Origin of the sequence: Saccharomonospora marina XMU15 (assembly GCF_000244955.1) — a bacterium.
GTDB classification, from domain to species: Bacteria; Actinomycetota; Actinomycetes; order Mycobacteriales; family Pseudonocardiaceae; genus Saccharomonospora_A; species Saccharomonospora_A marina.
In genome coordinates this window covers 4593545-4614777 of the sequence record NZ_CM001439.1, presented here as the reverse complement: position 1 = coordinate 4614777, position 21233 = coordinate 4593545, and the positions used below count along the sequence as shown (strand labels likewise).

The 21233-nt window shown below is 69.3% G+C and carries 21 protein-coding genes; 7 read left to right on the top strand and 14 right to left on the bottom strand.

What is annotated here, in order from left to right; all coding sequences use genetic code 11:
• Positions 1-3: 3 nt before the first annotated feature.
• Together SACMADRAFT_RS21760 and SACMADRAFT_RS21755 are read left to right on the top strand one after the other, a co-directional pair.
• Positions 4-2025, top strand: a complete 2022-nt coding sequence (locus tag SACMADRAFT_RS21760; RefSeq protein WP_009156009.1) for a thioredoxin domain-containing protein — start codon at positions 4-6, stop codon at positions 2023-2025.
• 73 nt (positions 2026-2098) lie between these two features.
• Positions 2099-2653 (top strand): hypothetical protein, encoded by a 555-nt coding sequence (locus SACMADRAFT_RS21755; protein WP_009156008.1) that lies wholly within the window; start codon positions 2099-2101, stop codon positions 2651-2653.
• 18 nt (positions 2654-2671) lie between these two features.
• Here SACMADRAFT_RS21755 and SACMADRAFT_RS21750 read toward each other — a convergent pair whose 3' ends face one another.
• Positions 2672-2980 carry a hypothetical protein gene (locus SACMADRAFT_RS21750; protein ID WP_009156007.1) on the bottom strand — a complete coding sequence of 103 codons (309 nt, stop codon included), beginning with the start codon at positions 2978-2980 and terminating at the stop codon, positions 2672-2674.
• Between the two features lie 475 nt (positions 2981-3455).
• The gene (trhA, locus tag SACMADRAFT_RS21740) at positions 3456-4136 is read right to left on the bottom strand and encodes a PAQR family membrane homeostasis protein TrhA (RefSeq protein WP_009156006.1); all 681 of its coding nucleotides are present in this window, start codon (positions 4134-4136) and stop codon (positions 3456-3458) included.
• A 96-nt stretch (positions 4137-4232) separates the two neighbouring features.
• On the opposite strand from trhA, the gene SACMADRAFT_RS21735 reads away from it, so the two are divergent.
• On the top strand, positions 4233-5012 hold the full coding sequence (locus SACMADRAFT_RS21735) for an isoprenyl transferase (RefSeq protein ID WP_009156005.1): 780 nt from the start codon (positions 4233-4235) through the stop codon (positions 5010-5012).
• A gap of 455 nt (positions 5013-5467) precedes the next feature.
• Entirely contained in the window at positions 5468-6754 is a 1287-nt protein-coding gene (locus SACMADRAFT_RS21730; protein ID WP_009156004.1) for a PhoH family protein, read from the top strand.
• Between the two features lie 33 nt (positions 6755-6787).
• Here SACMADRAFT_RS21730 and guaB1 read toward each other — a convergent pair whose 3' ends face one another.
• From guaB1 to SACMADRAFT_RS21710, 4 genes are read right to left on the bottom strand one after another with little or no spacing between them, the layout of a single operon-like run.
• Positions 6788-8227, bottom strand: coding sequence for a GMP reductase (gene guaB1 / locus SACMADRAFT_RS21725; protein WP_009156003.1), 1440 nt, complete (start codon positions 8225-8227; stop codon positions 6788-6790).
• Positions 8228-8269: 42 nt separating this feature from the next.
• Positions 8270-8893: an MBL fold metallo-hydrolase gene (locus SACMADRAFT_RS21720; RefSeq protein ID WP_009156002.1), complete on the bottom strand. Its 624-nt coding sequence runs from the start codon at positions 8891-8893 to the stop codon at positions 8270-8272.
• A 16-nt stretch (positions 8894-8909) separates the two neighbouring features.
• Entirely contained in the window at positions 8910-10421 is a 1512-nt protein-coding gene (locus tag SACMADRAFT_RS21715; protein WP_040925831.1) for an ATP-dependent DNA ligase, read from the bottom strand.
• Positions 10331-11314, bottom strand: a complete 984-nt coding sequence (locus SACMADRAFT_RS21710) for a DMT family transporter (RefSeq protein WP_009156000.1) — start codon at positions 11312-11314, stop codon at positions 10331-10333. Before SACMADRAFT_RS21710 ends, SACMADRAFT_RS21715 begins: the two co-directional genes overlap by 91 nt.
• 73 nt (positions 11315-11387) lie before the next feature.
• On the opposite strand from SACMADRAFT_RS21710, the gene SACMADRAFT_RS21705 reads away from it, so the two are divergent.
• The gene (locus SACMADRAFT_RS21705; RefSeq protein ID WP_009155999.1) at positions 11388-11963 is read left to right on the top strand and encodes a TetR/AcrR family transcriptional regulator; all 576 of its coding nucleotides are present in this window, start codon (positions 11388-11390) and stop codon (positions 11961-11963) included.
• Positions 11964-11997: 34 nt separating this feature from the next.
• Here SACMADRAFT_RS21705 and SACMADRAFT_RS30530 read toward each other — a convergent pair whose 3' ends face one another.
• Positions 11998-12555 (bottom strand): potassium channel family protein, encoded by a 558-nt coding sequence (locus SACMADRAFT_RS30530; RefSeq protein ID WP_009155998.1) that lies wholly within the window; start codon positions 12553-12555, stop codon positions 11998-12000.
• Between the two features lie 95 nt (positions 12556-12650).
• On the bottom strand, positions 12651-14051 hold the full coding sequence (locus SACMADRAFT_RS21695) for a class II fumarate hydratase (RefSeq protein WP_009155997.1): 1401 nt from the start codon (positions 14049-14051) through the stop codon (positions 12651-12653).
• A 95-nt stretch (positions 14052-14146) separates the two neighbouring features.
• Here SACMADRAFT_RS21695 and SACMADRAFT_RS21690 point away from each other — a divergent pair, with 95 nt between their 5' ends.
• Positions 14147-15136: an NAD(P)/FAD-dependent oxidoreductase gene (locus SACMADRAFT_RS21690; protein WP_009155996.1), complete on the top strand. Its 990-nt coding sequence runs from the start codon at positions 14147-14149 to the stop codon at positions 15134-15136.
• A gap of 100 nt (positions 15137-15236) precedes the next feature.
• On the opposite strand, the gene glpX is transcribed toward SACMADRAFT_RS21690, so the two are convergent.
• The 5 genes from glpX to SACMADRAFT_RS21665 all read right to left on the bottom strand — a co-directional run bounded on the left by glpX (position 15237) and on the right by SACMADRAFT_RS21665 (position 19021).
• The gene (gene glpX / locus SACMADRAFT_RS21685; protein WP_009155995.1) at positions 15237-16295 is read right to left on the bottom strand and encodes a class II fructose-bisphosphatase; all 1059 of its coding nucleotides are present in this window, start codon (positions 16293-16295) and stop codon (positions 15237-15239) included.
• 88 nt (positions 16296-16383) lie between these two features.
• Positions 16384-16647, bottom strand: coding sequence for an exodeoxyribonuclease VII small subunit (locus tag SACMADRAFT_RS21680; RefSeq protein ID WP_009155994.1), 264 nt, complete (start codon positions 16645-16647; stop codon positions 16384-16386).
• Positions 16644-17084 carry a hypothetical protein gene (locus SACMADRAFT_RS21675; RefSeq protein ID WP_009155993.1) on the bottom strand — a complete coding sequence of 147 codons (441 nt, stop codon included), beginning with the start codon at positions 17082-17084 and terminating at the stop codon, positions 16644-16646. Before SACMADRAFT_RS21675 ends, SACMADRAFT_RS21680 begins: the two co-directional genes overlap by 4 nt.
• Positions 17085-17090: 6 nt before the next feature.
• Entirely contained in the window at positions 17091-18350 is a 1260-nt protein-coding gene (xseA, locus tag SACMADRAFT_RS21670) for an exodeoxyribonuclease VII large subunit (RefSeq protein WP_009155992.1), read from the bottom strand.
• Positions 18347-19021: a lipid droplet-associated protein gene (locus SACMADRAFT_RS21665; RefSeq protein WP_040925830.1), complete on the bottom strand. Its 675-nt coding sequence runs from the start codon at positions 19019-19021 to the stop codon at positions 18347-18349. The genes xseA and SACMADRAFT_RS21665 overlap by 4 nt, the downstream gene beginning before the upstream one ends.
• A gap of 118 nt (positions 19022-19139) precedes the next feature.
• Here SACMADRAFT_RS21665 and SACMADRAFT_RS21660 point away from each other — a divergent pair, with 118 nt between their 5' ends.
• Positions 19140-20171, top strand: coding sequence for a 4-hydroxy-3-methylbut-2-enyl diphosphate reductase (locus SACMADRAFT_RS21660; protein WP_009155990.1), 1032 nt, complete (start codon positions 19140-19142; stop codon positions 20169-20171).
• Between the two features lie 16 nt (positions 20172-20187).
• Here SACMADRAFT_RS21660 and SACMADRAFT_RS21655 read toward each other — a convergent pair whose 3' ends face one another.
• Complete coding sequence (locus SACMADRAFT_RS21655) at positions 20188-21141, bottom strand: DUF6542 domain-containing protein (protein WP_040925829.1); 954 nt, start codon at positions 21139-21141, stop codon at positions 20188-20190.
• Positions 21142-21233 lie beyond the last annotated feature (92 nt).

Here is a 21233-nt window from a genome sequence, read left to right as displayed (position 1 = left end):
GCTGTGAATCGCCTAGCCAGCGCAACCTCGCCGTACCTGCTGCAGCACGCCGACAACCCGGTGGACTGGTGGCCGTGGAGCGCGCAGGCCCTCGACGAGGCGAAGCGCCGTGACGTGCCCATCCTGCTGTCCATCGGCTACGCCGCGTGCCACTGGTGTCACGTCATGGCCCACGAGTCGTTCGAAGACGACGAGACGGCCGCGTTCATGAACGCGCACTTCGTCAACATCAAGGTGGACCGCGAGGAGCGGCCGGACATCGACGCCGTCTACATGACCGCCACCCAGGCGATGACCGGGCAGGGCGGCTGGCCGATGACGTGCTTCCTCACCCCGGACGGCAAGCCGTTCCACTGCGGCACCTACTACCCGCCGACGCCCCGGCACGGGATGCCGTCGTTTCGGCAGGTGCTCACGGCGGTGGCGCGCGCGTGGTCGGAACGCGCGGACGAACTGCGCCAGGGTGCCACGAAGATCGTCAGCCACATCCAGGAGCAGACGGCGCCGCTGGCGCAGCGACCTGTCGACGAGGAGGCCATCGCGACCGCGGTGTCCACTTTGCGCGGACAGATCGATCCGGGGCACGGCGGCTTCGGTGGTGCGCCCAAGTTCCCGCCCGCCATGGTCATGGAGTTCCTGCTGCGCCACTACGAGCGCACCGGATCGGCCGAAGCGCTGTCCGTTGTGGAGCTCACGGCGGAGGGTATGGCTCGCGGTGGCATCTACGACCAGCTCGCGGGCGGGTTCGCCAGGTACTCGGTGGACGCGGCGTGGGTGGTGCCGCACTTCGAGAAGATGTTGTACGACAACGCACTGCTGCTGCGCTGCTACGCCCATCTCGCCCGCCGCACCTCCTCCGCGCTGGCCACCCGTGTCGCCGCGGAGACCGCGGAGTTCCTGCTTCGCGACCTGCGCACGCAGGAGGGCGGGTTCGCCGCGTCGCTGGACGCCGACACCGAGGGCGTCGAAGGGCTCACCTACGTGTGGACCCCCGCGCAACTGGTCGAGGTGCTCGGGCCGGAGGACGGCTCGTGGGCGGCGGAGGTCTTCCGGGTGACCGAGGAAGGCACCTTCGAGCACGGGGCCTCCACGCTGCAACTGCCACGCGACCCCGACGAAACGGCCAGGTGGTTGCGGGTGAGCACGGCGTTGCTCGAAGCGCGTAACGGTCGGCCGCAGCCGTCGCGCGACGACAAGGTGGTCACCGCCTGGAACGGGCTGGCGATCACCGCGCTCGCCGAGGCGGGTGTGGCGCTCGAGCGACCCGACTGGGTGGAGGCTGCCGTCTCCGCCGCCGAGTTGCTGCTCGACCGGCATCTCGTGGACGCACGGCTGCGGCGCAGCTCTCGCGGCGGCGTGGTCGGTGAAGCCGCAGGGGTGCTCGAGGACTACGCATGCCTTGCCGAGGGCCTGCTCGCGGTCCACCAGGCCAGTGGAGAGTCGGTGTGGCTGACGCAGGCGACCCTGCTGCTGGACACCGCGCTGGAGCTGTTCTCCGACGACGAGTTGCCTGGTGCGTTCCACGACACGGCCGCCGACGCCGAGGCGCTGGTGCATCGGCCGTCGGACCCCACCGACAACGCCACGCCATCGGGAGCGTCCGCGCTGGCAGGGGCGTTGCTCACGGCTTCCGCGCTGGCGGGTCCGGACCGAGCAGGCGAGTACCGGCAGGCTTGTGAGCGAGCGCTGGACAGGGCCGGGACGATCGTCGCGCAGGCACCACGGTTCGCCGGACACTGGCTGTCCGTGGCGGAGGCACTGCTCGCGGGACCTGTCCAGGTCGCTGTCGTGGGGCCGGACGCGGCGGCGCGGTCGGATCTGCTTGTCGAGGCAGCACGCGAGGTGCACGGCGGCGGCGTGGTGCTGGCGGGTCCGCCAGAGGCGGGCGGTGTGCCGCTGCTCGCCGACCGCCCGCTTGTCGACGGGAATGCCGCGGCCTATGTCTGCCACGGATACGTGTGCGAACGCCCGGTGACGACACCGCAGCGACTGGCCGCGGCGCTGTCGGTACCCATTCGCCAGTAGTGAACAGCCCTGTCACATCTCGCGGTCCCGGCCTACCGTAAGCATTGATGTAATCATGTAATCGGGAGGCATCATGGGGCAGCGTTGGCGCGGGCGTGGCGGTCAGCAGGGCGAGGTGCCCAGCGCGGAAGATGTGCCCGCGTGGTTCAGCGGAAGGCTGCCGGACGGCTGGTTCGTCGGCGAACCAGAGATCACCGTCGACCGCGAGGAGATCGTCGTGGTCGGTGAGTTGCCACCGTTGACTCAGGAGTTCGGCGACGAGGCGGCGCGCTCGGCGGCAGAGGAGGGGCGCATCAGCCGGTTCCGGGAGGAGACGAGGGACCAGCGCATCGAGATCGCAAGGCAGGCCGAGTATCGCTTCCGGCGCAAGGTGGCCTGGGGTGCCCGGCTGGGCGACAGCAGGCAACTGTTCACCACGCTGTCGGTGCCGGTGATGACCCGGTTGCGGCAGCCGGAGCGCCGGGTGCTGGATACGCTGGTCGACGCGGGAGTGGCGCGCTCACGTTCGGAGGCACTGGCATGGGCGGTGAAACTGGTAGGGCAGCACGCCGACTCGTGGCTTGCCGAACTTCGCGAGGCGCTATCCACAGTAGATGATCTGCGGTCGAAGGGCCCCGACCTCGGCTGAGCCCTCCGCGAGTGCCGGCTAACCGGAGTACCCGCGCCGTTCGAGGCCCTCGATGGCTTGCCTGGCTTCGATGAGAGTGGCGCCCGTGTGCTTTCGGTACTCCTTGATGGCTTGAACCCGCTTGCCTTCCAGGATCAGCGAGTTGACTCGCGTGATCTCGGGCCTCGGCGCCGCGATCCCGAGGCTGTCGAGCACGGCGTCGAGCTTGGTCTCGATCCGCACGGTCTGCCGCGCGAGCCGCCGAACCGTGTGTTCGACGAAGCCCAGTACCACGATCGTGAGCCCGAGCAAGCCGCCGACGATGGGTATGAGAGCGCCGTAATCCACGGCGGCGCAGTGTACCGGCGTACGGGGTCGGCTATCCCGGTTTCGCTGCTTTCGGGCGAACTCATCGATTGAAGGTTGTAGTTCCGAGCCAGTGCTCAAGGCTCGGGGGTGGCGATCGTCAGCTGGCGATCGCCCGACTTCTTCTCGATTGACACATTCCGATATGGGAATATGATAGCTGCTATGGCGCGGGCAGCGGCTCCGGAATCCGGCTGTTCGAGGGCGTGGACGCGGGCCGCGTGGCCCTGGAGCCGGTCCGCGTGGAGCCGTCGCATCGGGTGACCCACCTGACCTACGCAGTCAGGGAGCGGTAGGACGACGGACGACCAGCTCAACCTGATGCCGTCCAGCCACGAGCGCACCCGGCGGGCCGTCGATGTCTTCTTCGGGTCGGTGACGCACAGCCCGGCGCTGGAACGGGCGTCATGACGGCCTGCCACGGCCTGACCTTGGTCCGCGCTCTGCCGAATGGCTGTCAGGCGTAGATGGCCAGCCAGATCGCGATGTAATGGCAAACGGCCGCAAGCACCGTGCAGGCGTGGAAGAACTCGTGGTAGCCGAAGGTCGTCGGCCAGTAGTTCGGCCACTTGGTCGCGTAGAACACCGAGCCGACCGTGTAGAACAGCCCACCGACGAGCAGCAGCACCAACGCGGCGATTCCGGCCGAGCTGGCGAGTTCGGGCAGCACGAACACAGCCACCCAACCGAGCGCGATGTAGATCGGTACGCCGAGCCAGCGTGGCGCCCTCGGCCACAGCATCTTCAACGCGACGCCCGCCACCGCGCCGCCCCACACCACGCCGAGCACGACGTAACCGGTCGGTTGCGACATCGCAAGTAGCGTGAAGGGCGTGTAGGTGCCCGCGATGAACAGGAAGATCATCGAGTGGTCGGCGCGCTTCATCCACTCGTACGCTCTGCTGCTCCAGATACGCCGGTGGTAGAGCGCGCTGACGCCGAACACGCCGACCACGGTGATGCCGTAGACCGACGTGGCGAGTGCGGCCGTCGCCGACACCGTCGAGCCCGCCAGCGCGATCAGCGTGGCGGCGGAGACCAGTGCACCGAAGAAGCTCCAGAAGTGGATGTGTCCCCGAAACCGGGGCCGGTGATGGGCGGCGGACGGTACCGGCGGGGTATCGGTTGCTGCGCTCACAACGCTCAGGTTACGGAAATCGTAGCCGTGGCCGCACGCGTCGACGGCAGGAGCGCCGCGAACATCACTTTCCGGCCAGGCGTACGCTCCCGTGACGTGAGCCTTAGGTCTTTCGCCTCGCGCATCGTCTACAGCGTGTACTCGTGGCGCCTGATCCAGCAAGCCGGAGGGCGGCATCCGCGCCACATCGGCGTGATCCTCGACGGTAACAGGCGCTGGGCACGGGAGGCAGGCTTCACCGACGTCAACGGTGGCCACCGGATGGGCGCACAGAAGATCGCGGACTTCCTCGGCTGGTGCCGGGAGGCCGATGTGGAGGTGGTCACGCTGTGGCTGCTGTCCACCGACAACGTGCGCAACCGGTCCAACGAGGAGGTCGCCGCGCTGCTCGAGATCATCCCGGACGTGGTCGACGAACTCGCCGCGCCGGGCAATCCGTGGCGGCTTTCGATCGTCGGCGCGCTGGACATGCTGCCCACCGAGGTCGCGGCCAGGCTCACCGCCGCCGCGCAGCGCACCGACAACCGCCGCGGCATGGTTGTCAACGTCGCCGTCGGCTACGGCGGGCGGCAGGAGATCGCCTACGCCGTCCGCAAGCTGTTGAAGCAGCATGCCGACGAGGGAACCTCGATCCACGAGCTCGCCAAGATCCTCGATGTCGATCACATCTCCGAGCACCTCTACACCTCGGGGCAGCCGGACCCCGACCTGATCATCCGGACCTCCGGCGAACAGCGGCTCTCCGGCTTCCTGCTCTGGCAGTCGGCACATTCGGAGTTCTGGTTCACCGAGGCGTACTGGCCCGCGTTCCGGCGGGTGGACTTCCTGCGCGCGCTTCGTGACTACGCCGTCCGAAATCGCCGGTACGGCGGCTGAATCGATCCCGACACGGCGGGAAGCCGCGGTTTCACGGCGCGGTAGCCCAGTACCGGCCGTGAGATGACGAATCGGCGAATCACCTACCTGGCTGTCTGCACGAACCGGCCGTCTGCAGGTAGCTTCCGTGGTGACGGGTCGCGAACCCATGTGGCTCGTCACGGGAGGCCCTGGTCGTGGCAGTGCTAGTGCGAGCGGCGAAGCCGTTCACGAGACGCACGAGGGGGCCGGCACCGGGCCCTCGTGGGCGTACACCCTGACGCCGCGGCGTCGGGGAGCGACCAGCCAGGGCAGTGCCCGGCCCAGCGAGTGCGGGCGTGGTGCCAACGCCCAACGAGGGAGATGCCGTCGTGACTGCGCAGCGTTTGCCCCGAAAGGCCTCCGGCCACTCTTCGACCAGTGCTCTCGGCACTGACGGATCGTCCGATCCAGCCGGCTTACGGCGTTGCACCTACGTGCTCGACACCTCGGTGTTGCTGTCGGACCCGTGGGCGGTGACAAGGTTCGCGGAGCACTCCGTGGTCCTGCCGCTGGTCGTGATCAGCGAGTTGGAGGCAAAGCGGCACCACCCGGAACTCGGCTGGTTCGCGAGGGAGGCGCTTCGGTTGCTCGACGACCTGCGGCGCACGCACGGTCGGCTGGACGCGCCCGTTCCCATCGGGGACGAGGGTGGCACCGTCCACGTCGAGTTGAACCACTCCGATCCCACGGTGCTGCCACCCGGCTTTCGCACCGACTCCAACGACCACCGCATCCTCGCCTGCGCGCTCAACCTCGCCACCGAACTGGAGTCGGTGACGCTGGTGACCAAGGACGTGCCGCTGCGTGTCAAGGCGGGGTCTGTCGGGCTGACCGCCGACGAGTACCGGGCACAGGAGGTCACGCCGTCCGGTTGGACGGGCATGGCCGACCTCGATGTACCGCAGGAGGCGCTCGACGCGCTGTTTGCCGGCGGGGTCGCCGACCTGGGGGAGTTCGGGCGTCCGGAGGCCGCTGAACTGCCCTGCCACACCGGGCTGCGACTGCTCGCGGGCACCTCCAGCGCGCTGGCCAGGATCACGCCGGACAAGCAGGCGCGACTGGTGCGCGGTGACCGGGAAGCGTTCGGGCTGCACGGGCGCTCGGCGGAGCAGCGCATCGCACTCGACCTGCTGCTGGACCCGGACGTCGGGATCGTGTCCCTCGGAGGAAGGGCGGGCACCGGCAAGTCCGCGCTGGCGCTGTGTGCCGGGCTGGAAGCCGTGCTCGAGCGCGGTATGCACCGCAAGGTCGTGGTGTTTCGCCCGGTCTACGCCGTCGGTGGGCAGGAACTCGGCTACCTGCCCGGCTCGGAGAGCGAGAAGATGCAGCCGTGGGCGCAGGCGGTCTTCGACACCCTCGGCGCGCTCGTCAGCCAGGAGGTGCTCGACGAGGTCTTCGACAGGGGGATGCTCGAGGTGCTGCCGCTGACGCACATCAGGGGTCGCTCACTGCACGACTCGTTCGTGATCGTCGACGAGGCGCAGTCACTGGAGCGCAACGTGTTGCTCACGGTGCTGTCCAGGCTGGGCAGTGCCTCGCGGGTCGTGCTGACTCATGACGTGGCTCAGCGGGACAACCTGCGGGTCGGCAGGCACGACGGCGTCTCGGCCGTCATCGAGAAGTTGAAGGGGCATCCGCTGTTCGCTCACGTGACGCTGACGCGTTCGGAGCGCTCGCCGATCGCGGCGCTGGTCACCGAGATGCTGGAACACCACGGGTAGCAGACGGTCGCGCTCGCCCGCTGCCCGCCGGTTTCACCAGCCGGTGGGCAGCGGGCGACCCTCCGCGAAGCCCGCGGCCGACTGCACCCCGAGCACCGCACGCTCGTGGAACTCCTCGAGGTTGTGCGCACCCGCATAGGTGCATGCCGACCGAACCCCCGCGGTGATCGAGTCGAGCAGGTCCTCCACCCCGGGACGCAGCGGTTCCACCGGCATGCGTGAGGCAGAGATGCCCTCCTCGAACAGAGCTTTGCGGGCCTGTTCGTAAGGGCTGTCCGACCGGGTGCGCGCGGTGACGGCTCGCTTCGACGCCATCCCGTAGGACTCCTTGTAGGGCCTGCCGTGCTCGTCGTAGCGCAGGTCGCCGGGAGATTCGTGGGTGCCCGCGAACCAGGAGCCCACCATCGCCGCGGACGCTCCCGCGGCAAGGGCCAGCGCGACGTCGCGCGGGTGCCGTACACCGCCGTCGGCCCACACGTGCTTGCCGAGCCGTCGTGCGGCGGCGGCGCAGTCGAGCACGGCCGACAGTTGTGGCCGCCCGACACCGGTCATCATCCTTGTCGTGCACATCGCGCCCGGGCCCACGCCGACCTTCACGACGTCGGCACCCGCCTCGATGAGGTCCGTCGTGCCCTCGGCGGTCACCACGTTGCCCGCCACCACAGGCACCGACGGCGAAAGCGATCGCACAGCCTTCAGCGCCGCCAGCATCTTTTCCTGATGCCCGTGTGCGGTGTCCACCACAAGAACGTCCACCCCGGCGGCGAGCACGGCCTCCGCCTTGGCGGCGACGTCGCCGTTCACCCCGATCGCGGCGGCGATACGCAGCCGCCCCTGGCTGTCGAGCGCAGGCTGGTAGATGCCCGCACGCAGCGCGCCGACCTGGGTCAGTACCCCGGCGAGCCTGCCCTCCCCGGTGACTCCCAGCGCCAGCTTCCCACCGTGCTCGTGCAGGCTCTCGTACACCTCGCGCTGCGGGGTGTCCAGGCCGAACGTGGGAACCACCGGGTCGACGACCTCGCCGAGCCGTGCGAACCGGTCCACCCCGGCACAGGCCGCCTCGTCGACGATCCCGACCGGGCGACCCTCACCGTCCACGACGACCACCGCGCCGTGTGCTCGCTTGCCGACGAGGTTCAACGCGTCGGCGACCGCGTCACCGGGCGTGAGCACCAGTGGGGTGTCCCACACGATGTCGCGCCCCTTGACCCACGCGGTGATGTCGGCGACCGCCGCCGGGTCGACGTCCTGCGGAAGCACGACGAGCCCGCCTCTGCGCGCCACGGTCTCGGCCATGCGCCTGCCCGCGACGGCCGTCATGTTCGCCACCACCACCGGGATGGTGGTGCCCGTGCCGTCGCTGGTGGAGAGGTCGACGTCGAAACGCGACTCCACCGAGGAGTGGCTGGGCAGCAGGTAGACGTCGTCGTAGGTCAAGTCGTGTGAGGGCCGGTGGCCTTCCAGAAACCGCACGAGATCTCAGCCTACGGGGTTTGTCCGTTCTTCGCGTGGGCGCTAGGGCCGTTCCCAGTCACGTGACCCGGCCTGCTCGGCTCCGATCGTGGTGTCCTCGCCGTGCCCGGTGTGCACGACCGTCTCGGCGGGCAACTCGAACAGCCGCCGCGTGATGGACGTCACGATGGTCGGGTAGTCGGAGTAGGAGCGGCCGGTGGCACCCGGGCCGCCGTGGAACAGCGTGTCGCCGGTGAACACCACGCCGAGGTCGGGTGCGTGCAGGCACACCGCGCCGGGAGCGTGGCCGGGGGTGTGCAGTACTTCGAGTTCGGTGCCCGCGATGCTCAGCGACTGCCCGTCGGAGAGTTCGCCGTCGGGTGCCCGGTCGGGGTGGGTCAGCTCCCACAGCACGCGGTCGTCGGGGTGCAGCAGGATCGGCGCCGACGTCCGCCGCGCCAACTCGGGTGCGGCGTTGACGTGGTCGTTGTGCGCGTGGGTGCACACGATCGCGCGCACGGTGGCATCACCGATCGCGTCGGCGATGCGGGCCGCGTCGTGTGCCGCGTCGATGACGATCACCTCGTTGTCGTCGCCCACGATCCACACGTTGTTCTCGACGTCCCAACTGCCGCCGTCTAGCTGGAAAACTCCGGAGGTCACCACGTTTCGCACTGTCGCTGCCATGGGCAGACCCTAACCGTCAACCACGCAGCATCGCACGTACGGATTCGATGGTGTCGGCGTCGGCGGCCTCCTTGTCCGGTCGGTAGCGCAGCACCCTGGCGAAGCGCAGTGCCACACCGCCGGGGTAGCGGGTGCTGCTCTGCACGCCGTCGAGTTCGACCTCGACGACGAGTTCCGGTCGCACGTACACGGTCGCGCGGTCACGGGCGGTTTCCATGGTCGGCAGCCGTTCGGTCTGCCAGGCGAGCAGTTCGTCGGTGAGGCCCTTGAAGGTCTTGCCGACCATGATCGGCGGGCCGCCTTCCGGGTCGAGGGCACCCAGATGCAGGTTGGACAGGTAGCCGGTCCGCCTGCCGTGGCCCCACTCGGCACCGAGCACGACCAGGTCCAGCGTGTGTGCAGGCTTCACCTTCAGCCAGGATCTCCCCCTGCGTCCGGCGGCGTAGGGGGAGTCGAGGGACTTGACCATGACACCCTCGTGCCCTTCCTCCAGCGCCCGCGTCAGGATGGCCGTCGGATCGGCGGGCAGGCTCTGTCCGGGGATGACGTGCTCGCCCGCGACCTTTCGCAGTGCGGTGTTGCGCTCGCGTAGCGGCGCGTCCAGCAGGTCGGTGCCGTCGAGGTGCAGGCAGTCGAAGAAGTACGGTCGCAGCAGCAGCGCCCGCAGCTGCTCCTCCCTCGTGCTGCCGAACCGGGACATGGTCTGCTGAAACGGTCGCGGTCTGCCCTCGTCGGTGAGTGCCAGCGTCTCGCCGTCGAGCACCACCGACTCGCACGGCAGCGCCCGCACCAACTCGGTCAGCTCCCCGACCCGTGCGGTGACGTCGCGCAGGGTGCGGGTGTAGACGTGCACCTGGTCCCCGTGGCGGTGCACCTGGATGCGCGCGCCGTCCAGCTTGTACTCGACGACCACCGGCCCGAGTTCGGCCAGCGCGTCCTGCAGCGACTCGGCGGGCGAGGCCAGCATCGGCCGGATCGGCCTGCCGAGCTCGAGCCGGAACCGGCCGAGTGCGGCGCTGCCGCCCGACATCGCCGCCGCGGCCGTCGCAGGCAACCTGCCGGAGAGCATGAAAGCCCTTCGCACCTTGTCGGTGGGCACCCTGGCCGCCTGCGCGATGGCGTCGACCATAACCCCCTCAAGCGCGCCCTGCCGTAGCTCCCCGGCCAGCAGCCGGAGCAGGAAGTCCTGCTCGGCTCGTGTCGCACCGGCCAGCAGCCCGCGCAACGCGTTCGCGCGCCGAGTCGCCGAGCCGCTGCCGACGCTTTCCGCCACCTCGCCGAGCGCGGCGTCCACCTCGGTGACCGTCAGCCTCGGTTCGGCGGCGGGCGGCGCGCGTAGCCGCGACAGGGTGCGCCACCCGACACCGATCCGACCCTGCGAAGGCTGCCCGGTGAGGAAAGCCACCGCCGTGGCTAGTTCGTTCTCGGGCGCGGCGCTCAGCAGTTCGGCCAAGATCGCCGTCTTGGCCTTTCGGGATCGCGTGGCGGCCAGCCCGGCCGAGGCGGCGACGACATCGTGGAACAGCATGTCGCCATCATCTCCTCCGGCACCGACATTTCGCGCCGCGAACGCAGCACGGTCGCCACGGCGACGGCGCAGACGGCAAGGCCGAGCAACCCGGTGAGGCTGATGCGCTCGCCGAACATCAGCCACGCCAGCACCATGGTGGTCGGCGGGGTCAGGTACAGCAGCGTCGACACCCGGTTGACCGAGCCGTGGGCGACGTTGAGCCAGTAGAAGCCGTAGCCGCCGAACGTCGAGAACAGCACCACCCACGCCACCGCGGTCCAGAACTGGCCGTCGAGCGGCGGGGTGATCGTTGCCGTCGCGCCCGCCAGTGCCGTGAAGGCGACCGCGCTGACCGAGCACTGGATCACCAGCGCGTCGGACAGTGGCAACGTGGAGCGCGCCTTGCGTTCGAAGAAGGTGCCCGCGACGAGCCCGGCCATGGCGAGGAAGGGCAGCAGGTAGGCGGCCTTGGGTGCGGAGCCGGAAGCCGCGAGGTCGCCGCTCACCACCAGCGCGACGCCGGCGATGCCGACGGCCAGCCCCACCCACTGTGTGCGCGAAACCCGCTCCCCGAGCAGTGGCACGGAAAGCGCGGCGGCCGCGATCGGTTGCAGTGCCGCGACCAGCGCCGCGATTCCCGCGGGCACGCCCAGCTCCGCCGACCACACGATGCCGAAGAGGAACACGCCCTGGGAGAGCAGGCCGATGACGGTGTGCACGCCCAGCTCCCTTCGTGGGAGCCGATGTCCGCGCCGCAACGTCCACCAGGTGAGCAGCAGCAGCGCCACGATGACGAATCGCCACATCAGCAGGGTCCACGCGCTCGCCGATTCGGTGCCAAGCACCGCCCCGACGAAACCGGAACTCCACATGAGCACGAATCCCGCACCGAGCACGGCGTCGTTCCGCATCGAGGACCCTCCGAAGTAAACCGACCGGTATGGTTACTAGACGTACTAAACCGATCGGTATATTGTCAAGGGTGTGACCGAGGACCTCACCCTGACCCCGGCCGCCGAGCGCGTGCTCGAGGTGGCGGGGAAGTTGTTCTACGAGAACGGAATCCATGCCGTCGGCGTCGAGACGCTCGCGAGCGAGGCCGGGGTCACCAAGAAGACTCTCTACGACCGGTTCGGCTCCAAGGACGCCCTCGTCGGCCACTACCTGCGCCGAAGGGACGAGCGCTACCGCGAACACGTGGCCACCGTCGTCGGCAGGCGCGGGCGGATCACGCCCGCACGCAGGATGCTGCTGGTGTTCGACGCGCTGGAGGAATGGATCTCCACAGAGAACTCGCGTGGCTGCGCCTTCGTCAACGCGCAGGCCGAGTTGCCCGATGCCACCCACCCCGGCCGGGAGGTGATCCGTGAGCAGAAGCAGTGGTTGCTCGACTACCTGCGGACGCTGGCCCGCGAGGCGGGATTTCGCAACCCGAGGAAGTTGGCGACGTCACTGTTGCTGCTGCTGGAGGGCGCCACGGTGACGGCCTCGCTCGGTGTCGTGCCCGGGGCGGTCGGCAACGCCAAGGAAGTCGCGAGGCGGCTCATCGAATCGAGTTAGCGAACGGCCGCGCCGCCGGGTGGAGCGAACGCGCTCATCCTTCCGTGCCGGTGTCGCGGTGGCCCCTTCGTTTCGTGGCTACCTGCACCGCTCCCACGACCACCTTGGCGATCACGCCAACCGCGACCACGCCGACGACCATCTGCACCATCGTCACTACCCTCGCGCTCTCGGTGACCGGCACGATGTCACCGGTACCGACCGTGGAAAAGATCGTGACGGTGTAGTACAGGGCATCGTTTCGGCTGAGCGACTCGGTGAACGATCCGGGAGTGCTGCGTTCCAGCACGATGTAGCTGGCCGAGAAGAACACCAGCAGGAACGGCAGGCCGACGGCTACCGCTTCCATGGCACGCAACCGCGGTCTCGACGACTCGAGAATGACCCTGACCTGCCAGACCACGAACCCGATGAACACCAGCAGCCCCACCGCGAACTTGGTCCAGGCGCTGATCCCCAGCTCGTGATCGAGCGGTATCAGGTAGTAGGTCACCAGCACGAGCGCGACCGCACCGGTCGAACGCAGGATCGAGATGGCGACCTCGCGACCGCTCAGCCTGTGGGGGTTGCCGTCAAGGTGTTTGCGCCGCAACGGATGCCGCCTCCTGCTCGTTCACCGTGACGCGTGATGCCCGGTCCTGCCGGAGCGAGCGGTCGCCCGCCCGCATCCGGCAGCGGCGCGGCGTGTCAGCCTCGGCCACCGCGGGCCATCCGCAGCACGTCCAGTGCCTCGTCGAGCTGCTCCTCGGTGAGCTTTCCCGAGGCGAGGTGCCCACGTTCCACCACGACCTGCCTGATCGGCTTCAGCTCAGCGAGCGCCTGTTTCGCCACCGCGGCGGCTTCCTCGTAACCCAGGTAGGCGTTCAACGGCGTCACGATCGAAGGCGAACCCTCCGCGTAGGCGCGAGCCCGATCGAGGTTCACCCGCAGGCCCGCGAACACCCGGTCGGCCAGCAGTCGCGAAACGGCCGCGAGCAGCCGAGCCGACTCCAGCACGTTGCGCGCGATCACAGGAAGGTTCACGTTCAGCTGGAAGTTGCCCTGCGAGCCCGCGAACGCCACCGCGGCATCGTTACCGATCACCTGCGCGACGACCTGCAGTGTTGCCTCCGGGATCACCGGGTTCACCTTTCCCGGCATGATCGACGACCCCGGCTGCAGGTCCGGCAGGGCCAACTCGGCCAGCCCGGTACGCGGTCCGGAGCCGAGCCAGCGCAGGTCGTTGGCGATCTTGTTCAGCGACACGGCCACCGTGCGAAGCGCTCCGGAGGTCTCGACCACGCCGTCCTGGCTGGCCTGCGCCTCGAAGTGGTCGCGTGCCTCGGTCAGCGGCAGCCCGGTGACCTTCGCCAGTTCCTCGGCCACCGCGGAGCCGAACCCGGCCGGGGCGTTGAGGCCCGAACCGACCGCGGTACCGCCGATCGGCAGCTCACCGAGCCGGGGAAGGCAGCCGCGCAGCCGCTCGATGCCGAACCGCACCTGCGCGGCCCAAGCGCCCGCCTCCTGGCCGAGCGTGATCGGGACCGCGTCCATCAGGTGGGTGCGGCCGGACTTCACCACGTCCGCCCACTCCGTCGCCCTGCCCTCGATGACAGTCGCGAGGTGGTCCAGTGCGGGGATCACGTCCTCGAGCACGGCCTCGGTCGCCGCGACGCGAATCGAGGTCGGGAAGGTGTCGTTGGACGACTGGGATGCGTTGACGTGGTCGTTGGGATGAACGTCGCGGCCGAGTGATCGCGAGGCGAGGGTCGCGATCACCTCGTTGGCGTTCATGTTGGACGACGTACCGGAACCGGTCTGGAAGACGTCGATCGGGAAGTGCGCGTCGTGCTCGCCGTCGGCGACCTCGTCCGCGGCGGCCGCGATGGCGGTGGCGAGGTCGGGCTCCAAGACGCCGAGCCGGGCGTTCACGCGCGCGGCGGCGGCTTTGACCAGGCCGAGCGCCCTGATCTGCGCACGCTCGAGGCCACGGCCGGAGATCGGGAAGTTCTCGACGGCGCGTTGGGTCTGCGCGCGGTACAGAGCCTCGGCCGGAACCCTCACCTCGCCCATCGTGTCGTGCTCTGTCCGGTACTCCTGTTCAGCCATGTCGCCAGTTTGGCGCAGTCGCGCGGCACCCGCCCGGTGTGTTCGGGCACTAGGATCGTTTCCGATTGCCACCAGCATCGAAGGGCGGTGAGCCGATGAGCTCGCCCGAGACGTTGTCGGTCGACGTGCTGATCGTCGGCGCGGGACCGACCGGTCTGTTCGGCGCCTACTACGCGGGTTTTCGTGGTCTGTCCACGGCGATCGTGGACTCGCTTCCGGAGTCGGGCGGGCAGGTGACCGCGATGTATCCCGAAAAGATGATCTACGACGTCGGCGGGTTCCCCGCTGTCCGTGGCCGCGACCTCGTCAAGGGACTGGTGGAGCAGGCCGGGCAGTGGAACCCGACGTACCTGCTCGGTCGCAAGGCACAGGAACTGCGCACCGTCGACGACGGCCTGGAGGTGACGCTGGACGGTGACCAGGTCGTACGCGCGGGCGCCGTGTTGATCACGGCGGGTATCGGGGAGTTCACCCCGCGCCCGCTGCCCGCGGGCGACGGCTGGCTCGGCCGCGGCCTCGTCCACTTCGTACCGTCGCTGGCCGCGCACACCGGCAAGCACGTTGTGGTGGTCGGCGGTGGTGACTCCGCGTTCGACTGGGTGCTCGCCCTGCGGCCGGTTGCCGCGAGTGTCGCGCTGGTGCATCGCAGGTCGAAGTTCCGCGCGGCGGAGTCGATCGTGCGCGAGGCACGTGAGGCGGGAGTGCGAATCATCACCGACGCCGAGGTGACCAGCCTTCGCGGCGACGACGACGGCGAACTCGCCGAGGTGGAACTCGAAACGAGAGCGGGCGAGCACATCGTGCTGCCCGCGCAGACCGTGGTGGCCGCGCTCGGATTCACCGCCGACCTCGGGCCGATCGAGAGCTGGGGCCTCACGATCGAGCAACGGTCGATCCAGGTGGACACCACGATGGCCACCGCGCGCGAGCGCGTCTACGCTGCCGGGGATGTGGCCGCCTATCCGGGCAAGGTGAAGCTCATCGCGACCGGATTCGGTGAGGCAGCGACCGCCATCAACAACATCGCGGTGCTGCTCGACCCGGCCGCGCGGCTGTTTCCCGGCCATTCCAGCGACAAGATGTGAGCGCGGTTCCACTCCGCCGCGGCAACCACCCCGATCGGGTCCTGCGAGGCCGCCGCGCCACCGAAGGCGGGTAGCGAGGTGCCTCGCGCGACCCCACGGGTCAGGGAAGCGGCGGCACCTCGTCCTCATCCGCGATGCCGTCGAAGTCCACCGACGAGTAGGCGCGAAGCTTGGTCAACCGGTGGTAGCCGTCGATCATTCGCACCGTCCCGGACTTGGAACGCATCACGATCGACTGCGTGGTGGCACCGCCCGCGCGGTAGTGAACGCCCCGCAGCAGGTCACCGTCGGTGACTCCGGTGGCGCAGAAGAACACGTTGTCGCCGCGAACGAGGTCGTCGGTGGTCAACACGCGATCGAGGTCATGGCCCGCGGCCAGCGCCTTCTCTCGCTCCTCGTCGTCCTTGGGCCACAGCCTGCCCTGCAACTCGCCGCCGAGGCACTTCAACGCGCACGCCGCGATGATGCCCTCCGGGGTGCCACCGATCCCGAGCAGCATGTCGACGCCCGTGGTCGGGCGGGCCGCCGCGATGGCGCCCGCCACATCGCCGTCGGTGATGAACCGGATGCGGGCGCCCGCCGCGCGGACCTCTTTGACGATGTTGTCGTGCCTGGAGCGGTCGAGAATGCAGACCGTCACGTCCGACGTGGAGCTGTGCTTGGCCTTGGCGACCCGCCGGATGTTCTCCGCGATGGGGGCCGACAGGTCCACCGCGCCTGCGGCCTCGGGGCCAACCGCCAGCTTCTCCATGTAGAAGACAGCCGAGGGGTCGAACATGGCCCCCCGCTCGGCGACCGCGAGTACCGCGAGGGCGTTGGGCATACCCTTCGACATCAGTGTGGTGCCGTCGATCGGGTCGACGGCGACATCGCACTCCGGCCCGTCGCCGTTGCCCACGACCTCGCCGTTGTACAGCATGGGCGCCTCGTCCTTCTCGCCCTCGCCGATCACCACCACCCCCCGCATCGACACGGTGCCGATCAGCTGGCGCATGGCGTCCACGGCGGCACCGTCACCGCCGTTCTTGTCCCCCTTGCCGACCCACCGGCCCGCGGCCATGGCGGCGGCCTCGGTGACCCGCACCAGTTCCATGGCGAGGTTACGGTCAGGAGCCTCTACTTTCCTCGAACTACCGGCGGACTTGCTGGCGGCGGTCATGGTCCCTCCCGGATGGCGTTGTTCGGCAACAGCGTCGAGGAGATCTAACGGCCTGAACGGCCTCGGTCTCCCGCTGGTGTCGTGGACGTCACTCCGAGTCGCCGGCCACGTCCTCGGAGACCTCGACGTCAGGCGTGTCCTCTACCGTAGCCAGCGCCGCTTCGATGCGCTCGCGTGCGCCCTCCAGATGTCGCTCGCACAGCCTGGCCAGCCGCTCGCCCCGCTCCCAGAGCGCGAGGGACTGTTCAAGGGACAGCCCGCCGCTCTCGAGTTCCCGGACAACCTCGATCAGTTGGTCCCGCGCCTCCTCGTAACCGAGGTCGGCCGGTTGCTCGCCGTCCGCTTCACTCACCGTGTTCGTCTCACACTTTCCGCTGGCCGCCGTACCGGGTTATGCGCGCACACTACCGCGCTGGCCATCGCGTGGTCGTAGCCGACGAACGCCCGCGCGAACTCCTGGCCGTCGGCGTCGGCGATCGCGTCCTCGATGTGTGACTGCGCACTCGCCACCCGCCGCCGGTGAACCGCGCCATCGGTCGACCACCAGCGAGAACCCGCGTACAGCGACGTCGCTTCCGACAGTTCGCGCAGGCGCGGGGTCAGCTCCCAGCGCACCGCGGAGTCGCAGCCCGCGAGTAGCGCGGTCCAGCACCGTTCGGCCGCCGCCTCCGCCTCCGCGGCTCTGCGTCGCACCGCGGTGGCCCTGCCTCGCGCGTTCTCACCCAGGGCGTCCCGGCACAGCCGTGTGGCGACCTCGGTGGTCAGCGGAAGGAACGCACAACTTTGCATCTGCCTTCACTCCTCTTGCGCGCCCGCGATCGCTCGGATGGCGCCGTCGGCGACCCGCACGCGAAGCGGTGTCCCTTCGGCTACTTGTGAGACCGATCGGAGCACCGCGAGGTTGCCTTGCTCGTCGTGGTACTGCACGACCGCGTAGCCGCGGGCGAGCGTGGCCGAAGGGCCCAGGGCGTTGAGTCTCGCCCTGGCAGCGGCCAGCGCAGCCTGCTCGTTGCCGACCGCCGCGAGTATCGCGCGCCTGGCGCGCTCCAGCTGGGTCTGGACATCCGCGGCGCGCCGCTCGATCGGCTCGAGTGGCTCTGCGAGTGAGGGCCTGCTGCGTAGTTGCTCGAGCAACCTGCACTGGGTGTCAACCCACCCGTGCAGGGCGCGGCGTGCGCGGTCGCGAAGCTGGTGGACCCGCGCGGTCTCCTCCCGCACATCCGGCACGACGCGTTTGCCCGCGTCGGTGGGCGTGGAGCAGCGCAGGTCGGCCACGTGGTCCAGCAGTGGCGAGTCGGGCTCGTGACCGATCGCGCTGACGACCGGGGTTCCCGCGGCGGCCACAGCCCGGCACAGTGTCTCGTCGGAGAACGGAAGCAGGTCCTCGACGCTGCCACCACCGCGAGCGATGACGATCACGTCGATCTCGGGATCGGCGTCCAAAGTGGATAGAGCGCGGACGATCTGGGGTACCGCCGCGGCACCCTGCACGGCGGTGTTCACGACCCGGAACGCGACGGCAGGCCAACGGGCCTGCGCGTTGACGAGCACGTCGTGCTCGGCGGCGGATGCCCTTCCGGTGATGAGCCCGACACCCCTTGGCAGGAACGGCAGCTTGCGCTTGCGTTCCTGCGCGAACAGCCCCTCGGCGGCGAGCAGCCTGCGCAGCCGCTCGATGCGGGCGAGCAACTCGCCGATGCCGACGGGACGGATCTCGTTGGCCCGCAGGCTGAGCGTTCCCCTGTTGAGGAAGAACGTCGGCTTCGCGTGCACCACCACCCTCGCCCCGTCACGCAGCGGCGGATCGCAGTCACGTACCAGCCTGGCGGCGCACGTCACGGTCATGGACACGTCGGCGGCCGGGTCGCGCAAGGTGAGGAACGAGGTCTGCGTTCCCGGTCGGGCCGAGATCTGCGTGATCTGGCCTTCGACCCAGACCGCGCCGAGTCGGTGGATCCAGTCGGCGATCTTGCGTGCCACCGTACGCACCGGCCACGGGTTCTCCGCGGTGGACGGCTCGGCCGTGCGTTTGGTGCGTTCGGTGCCGCCGTTCACCGTGCGGTCGAGCCTTCTGACCCCTCCTGCGGGGACTGCTGGCGCATATTGCCGATCCGGCGGCCGAGCATGCCGACGAACGAAGGCCGATTGGCGTGCTCGCGCTCGTAGTCCAGCAGTTCCTGCAGTTGCTCGAGTGAGAGCGTCCGAAGCCGTGCCCGGACCTGCGGAAGGGTCAGCTGGTCGTAGCCCGCCAGCCCACCCGGAGCCGGGGCGGTGTCCGGCGTGGTGGCGGGCGTGGTTGTGACGGACTCACGCACCTCCACCTGCTGCTCGGTGATCGGCCCCGGGCTGTCGAACTCTCCTTCGGAGTGCTCCTCACCGAGCGCGCGCTCCTCCAGTGCCCACGGGTCGTCATCGCGCGATCGGGTGGTTTCGGTGCCGTCGTAGCGCTGTCCGTTGCCGCCGGGCTCGTCCGTCGGCGGCTCGATGTCCTCGTCGAAGGTCGCCCAGCTCGGGGTCTCCTCGACCGGGCGAAGGGTGGACAGCACGTCGTCGCCCTTGATCGCCAGCTCGGTGACGTGTTGCTGCACCCGCATGGACGCCTGCAGCACCTGACTCGCGACGGTCACGGGCAGTTCCGTCAGCTGCTTGGGCAGGTCTCGCACCCGCTCCACCGTCGTGACGGCAAGTCCTGCTGCTACCCGGAGCGGGAACGGGAGATGCTTCATACCCCTAAGCGTGCCGCACATAGCCCTTCCTGCCCAGCCGAACGGGTTAACGCGTGTCGTGTATCCCATGACGTCGTCTCGAGTCTTGCCGTCCGGACTCGGCCCGTACCCTGGTGGCATGAGTGCTGCGAGTCCAGGAACAGAGCCTGCCACCAGCGTATCGGTCGAGGGGGGCAAACCGGGCCCTTCGACCGGTGGTAAGCGCGTTCTGCTGGCCAAGCCGCGCGGTTACTGTGCCGGGGTGGACCGTGCCGTCATCACGGTCGAGAAGGCGCTGGAGAGGTACGGCCCGCCGATCTACGTCCGCAAGGAGATCGTGCACAACCGGCACGTCGTGGACACGCTGCGGGAGCGTGGGGTGATCTTCGTGGACGAGACGTCGGAGGTGCCGGAGGGCGAGCTGGTCGTGTTCTCCGCCCACGGCGTCTCACCGGCGGTGCACGCGGAGGCGGAGCAACGCAACCTGCGCACGATCGACGCCACCTGCCCGCTGGTGACCAAGGTGCACAAGGAGGTCACCCGTTTCGCGCGGGAGGACTACGACATCATGCTGATCGGCCACGCCGGGCACGAGGAGGTCGAGGGGACCTCGGGCGAGGCGCCGGACCGGGTCCAGCTGGTGGACACCTCCGAGGATGTCGACAAGGTCGCCGTCCGCGACCCCTCCAAGGTGGTGTGGCTTTCGCAGACCACGCTGAGCGTCGACGAGACGATGGAGCGTGTCGAGCAGCTGAAGCAACGCTTCCCCGAGATCGCCGACCCGCCCAGCGACGACATCTGCTACGCGACCTCGAATCGTCAGGTGGCGGTCAAGGCGATGGCCGCCGAGTGCGACCTCGTGCTTGTCGTCGGTTCGGGCAACTCCTCGAACTCGCGCCGGCTGGTGGAGGTGGCGCTCCAGGCAGGCGCAGACGACGCGCACCTCGTCGACTTCGCAGACGAGGTGGACGAGGCCTGGCTGGAGGGTGTGCAGACGGTCGGTGTGACCAGCGGGGCGTCCGTTCCCGATGTGCTTGTGATGGAGCTGCTGGAATGGCTCGCCGAACGCGGCTGGGTCGACGTCCAGGAGGTCACCACCGCGAACGAGAAGATCTCCTTCGCCCTGCCCAGGGAGTTGCGCGGGGACAGCGCGCGCAGCAGCGTGCGCTGACCGTCGGCGACCGGGCTCAGCCGCGCTCGTCCTCCCACGGGCGGTTGCGGCGAGGGGGCATGCCGGAGCGGCCGCCGCGTGCCTGTGGCGGCTCGGGCTTCCTGCCGCGAGGGGGTTCCTCGGGAGGCGCAGGCCGCGGACGCCTCGGCCCGCCTGCCGCATCGGGCGGTACCTGCGGGCGCCGGTGGGGGTTCTTGGGTGCGGCCCGGCCCAGGTCTGCGCGGCTGGGATCGATCCTCACCGACTCGCGCCGGGGTCGGTCGTCCTTGCCTCGCTCGCCACCGCGACCTTCCCACGGCCGTCCGCGGCCACGCCTTGGCTGCTCCTCCGGTGGTGGGCGGCGTCCGCCCTGGCCGGCGGCCGCACCGGGGGCGGGACGCCGTGCCTCGTCCCCGTCCTCCCTGGGGCGCTTGCCGCCACCCGGACCGCGGCCGCCCTTGTCGCGGTCCTTGCCGCCCGGGCGAGCCGGGTCACCGTCGCGCTTGGAGCCCGCCCCCTGTTGCGCGTGCGGATCGCGTTCGCGGTAGATGCGGTAGAACCCGATACCCACCGTCAACGCCGTCGTGATAGCCATGATCGGGAATGCGTTGATCAGCGGGGTGCTGATGGCGAGGATCTTGGCCAGGGTGTCGCTGCCCGACGGCAACCCCGAGGCGGTCAGCACGAGCACGGGCACGGTGACCGCGAGAACCAGTGGCGGCGCGACCATGGGTCCGAACAAGTTGCCCCTGCGGACCGCGGCGATGGCGGCAACCGAACCGACGAGGTAGCAGCCCTGGAACAGGGCACCGATGGAGTCGGTGACCTGCAGGTCGACGACGGCCCCCACCACGGCGGTGCCCAGTGCGACGAGCACCGCTGCCCACCACTGCAACCCACGGCGCGAGCTGACAACGGAACGTTCGTCCCATGGGACAAGGGCGTCCTCGTCGGCGGCTGGGTCGCTCCGGCGGTCTCGAATGGCGGTCACGAGGCAACACCGTATCCCTTGGCGGCGCCGAACTCTCGACCGCTGTGCCGAATCAGCCGCCGTCGGCCTTCACTTCGGCTTCCGTGGTTCGG

Bases quoted from the DNA above. Each gene is read 5' to 3' on its own strand.
- glpX (WP_009155995.1), bottom strand. From the start codon at position 16,295: ATGACCGCCGCCAGCAAGTCCGCCGGTAGTTCGAGGAAAGTAGAGGCT.
- SACMADRAFT_RS21720 (WP_009156002.1), bottom strand. From the start codon at position 8,893: ATGGCAGCGACAGTGCGAAACGTGGTGACCTCCGGAGTTTTCCAGCTA.
- SACMADRAFT_RS21675 (WP_009155993.1), bottom strand. From the start codon at position 17,084: ATGCAAAGTTGTGCGTTCCTTCCGCTGACCACCGAGGTCGCCACACGG.
- SACMADRAFT_RS21755 (WP_009156008.1), top strand. From the start codon at position 2,099: ATGGGGCAGCGTTGGCGCGGGCGTGGCGGTCAGCAGGGCGAGGTGCCC.
- SACMADRAFT_RS21690 (WP_009155996.1), top strand. From the start codon at position 14,147: ATGAGCTCGCCCGAGACGTTGTCGGTCGACGTGCTGATCGTCGGCGCG.
- SACMADRAFT_RS21660 (WP_009155990.1), top strand. From the start codon at position 19,140: ATGAGTGCTGCGAGTCCAGGAACAGAGCCTGCCACCAGCGTATCGGTC.
- SACMADRAFT_RS21715 (WP_040925831.1), bottom strand. From the start codon at position 10,421: ATGCTGTTCCACGATGTCGTCGCCGCCTCGGCCGGGCTGGCCGCCACG.
- SACMADRAFT_RS21710 (WP_009156000.1), bottom strand. From the start codon at position 11,314: ATGCGGAACGACGCCGTGCTCGGTGCGGGATTCGTGCTCATGTGGAGT.
- SACMADRAFT_RS21665 (WP_040925830.1), bottom strand. From the start codon at position 19,021: ATGAAGCATCTCCCGTTCCCGCTCCGGGTAGCAGCAGGACTTGCCGTC.
- SACMADRAFT_RS21695 (WP_009155997.1), bottom strand. From the start codon at position 14,051: ATGGCTGAACAGGAGTACCGGACAGAGCACGACACGATGGGCGAGGTG.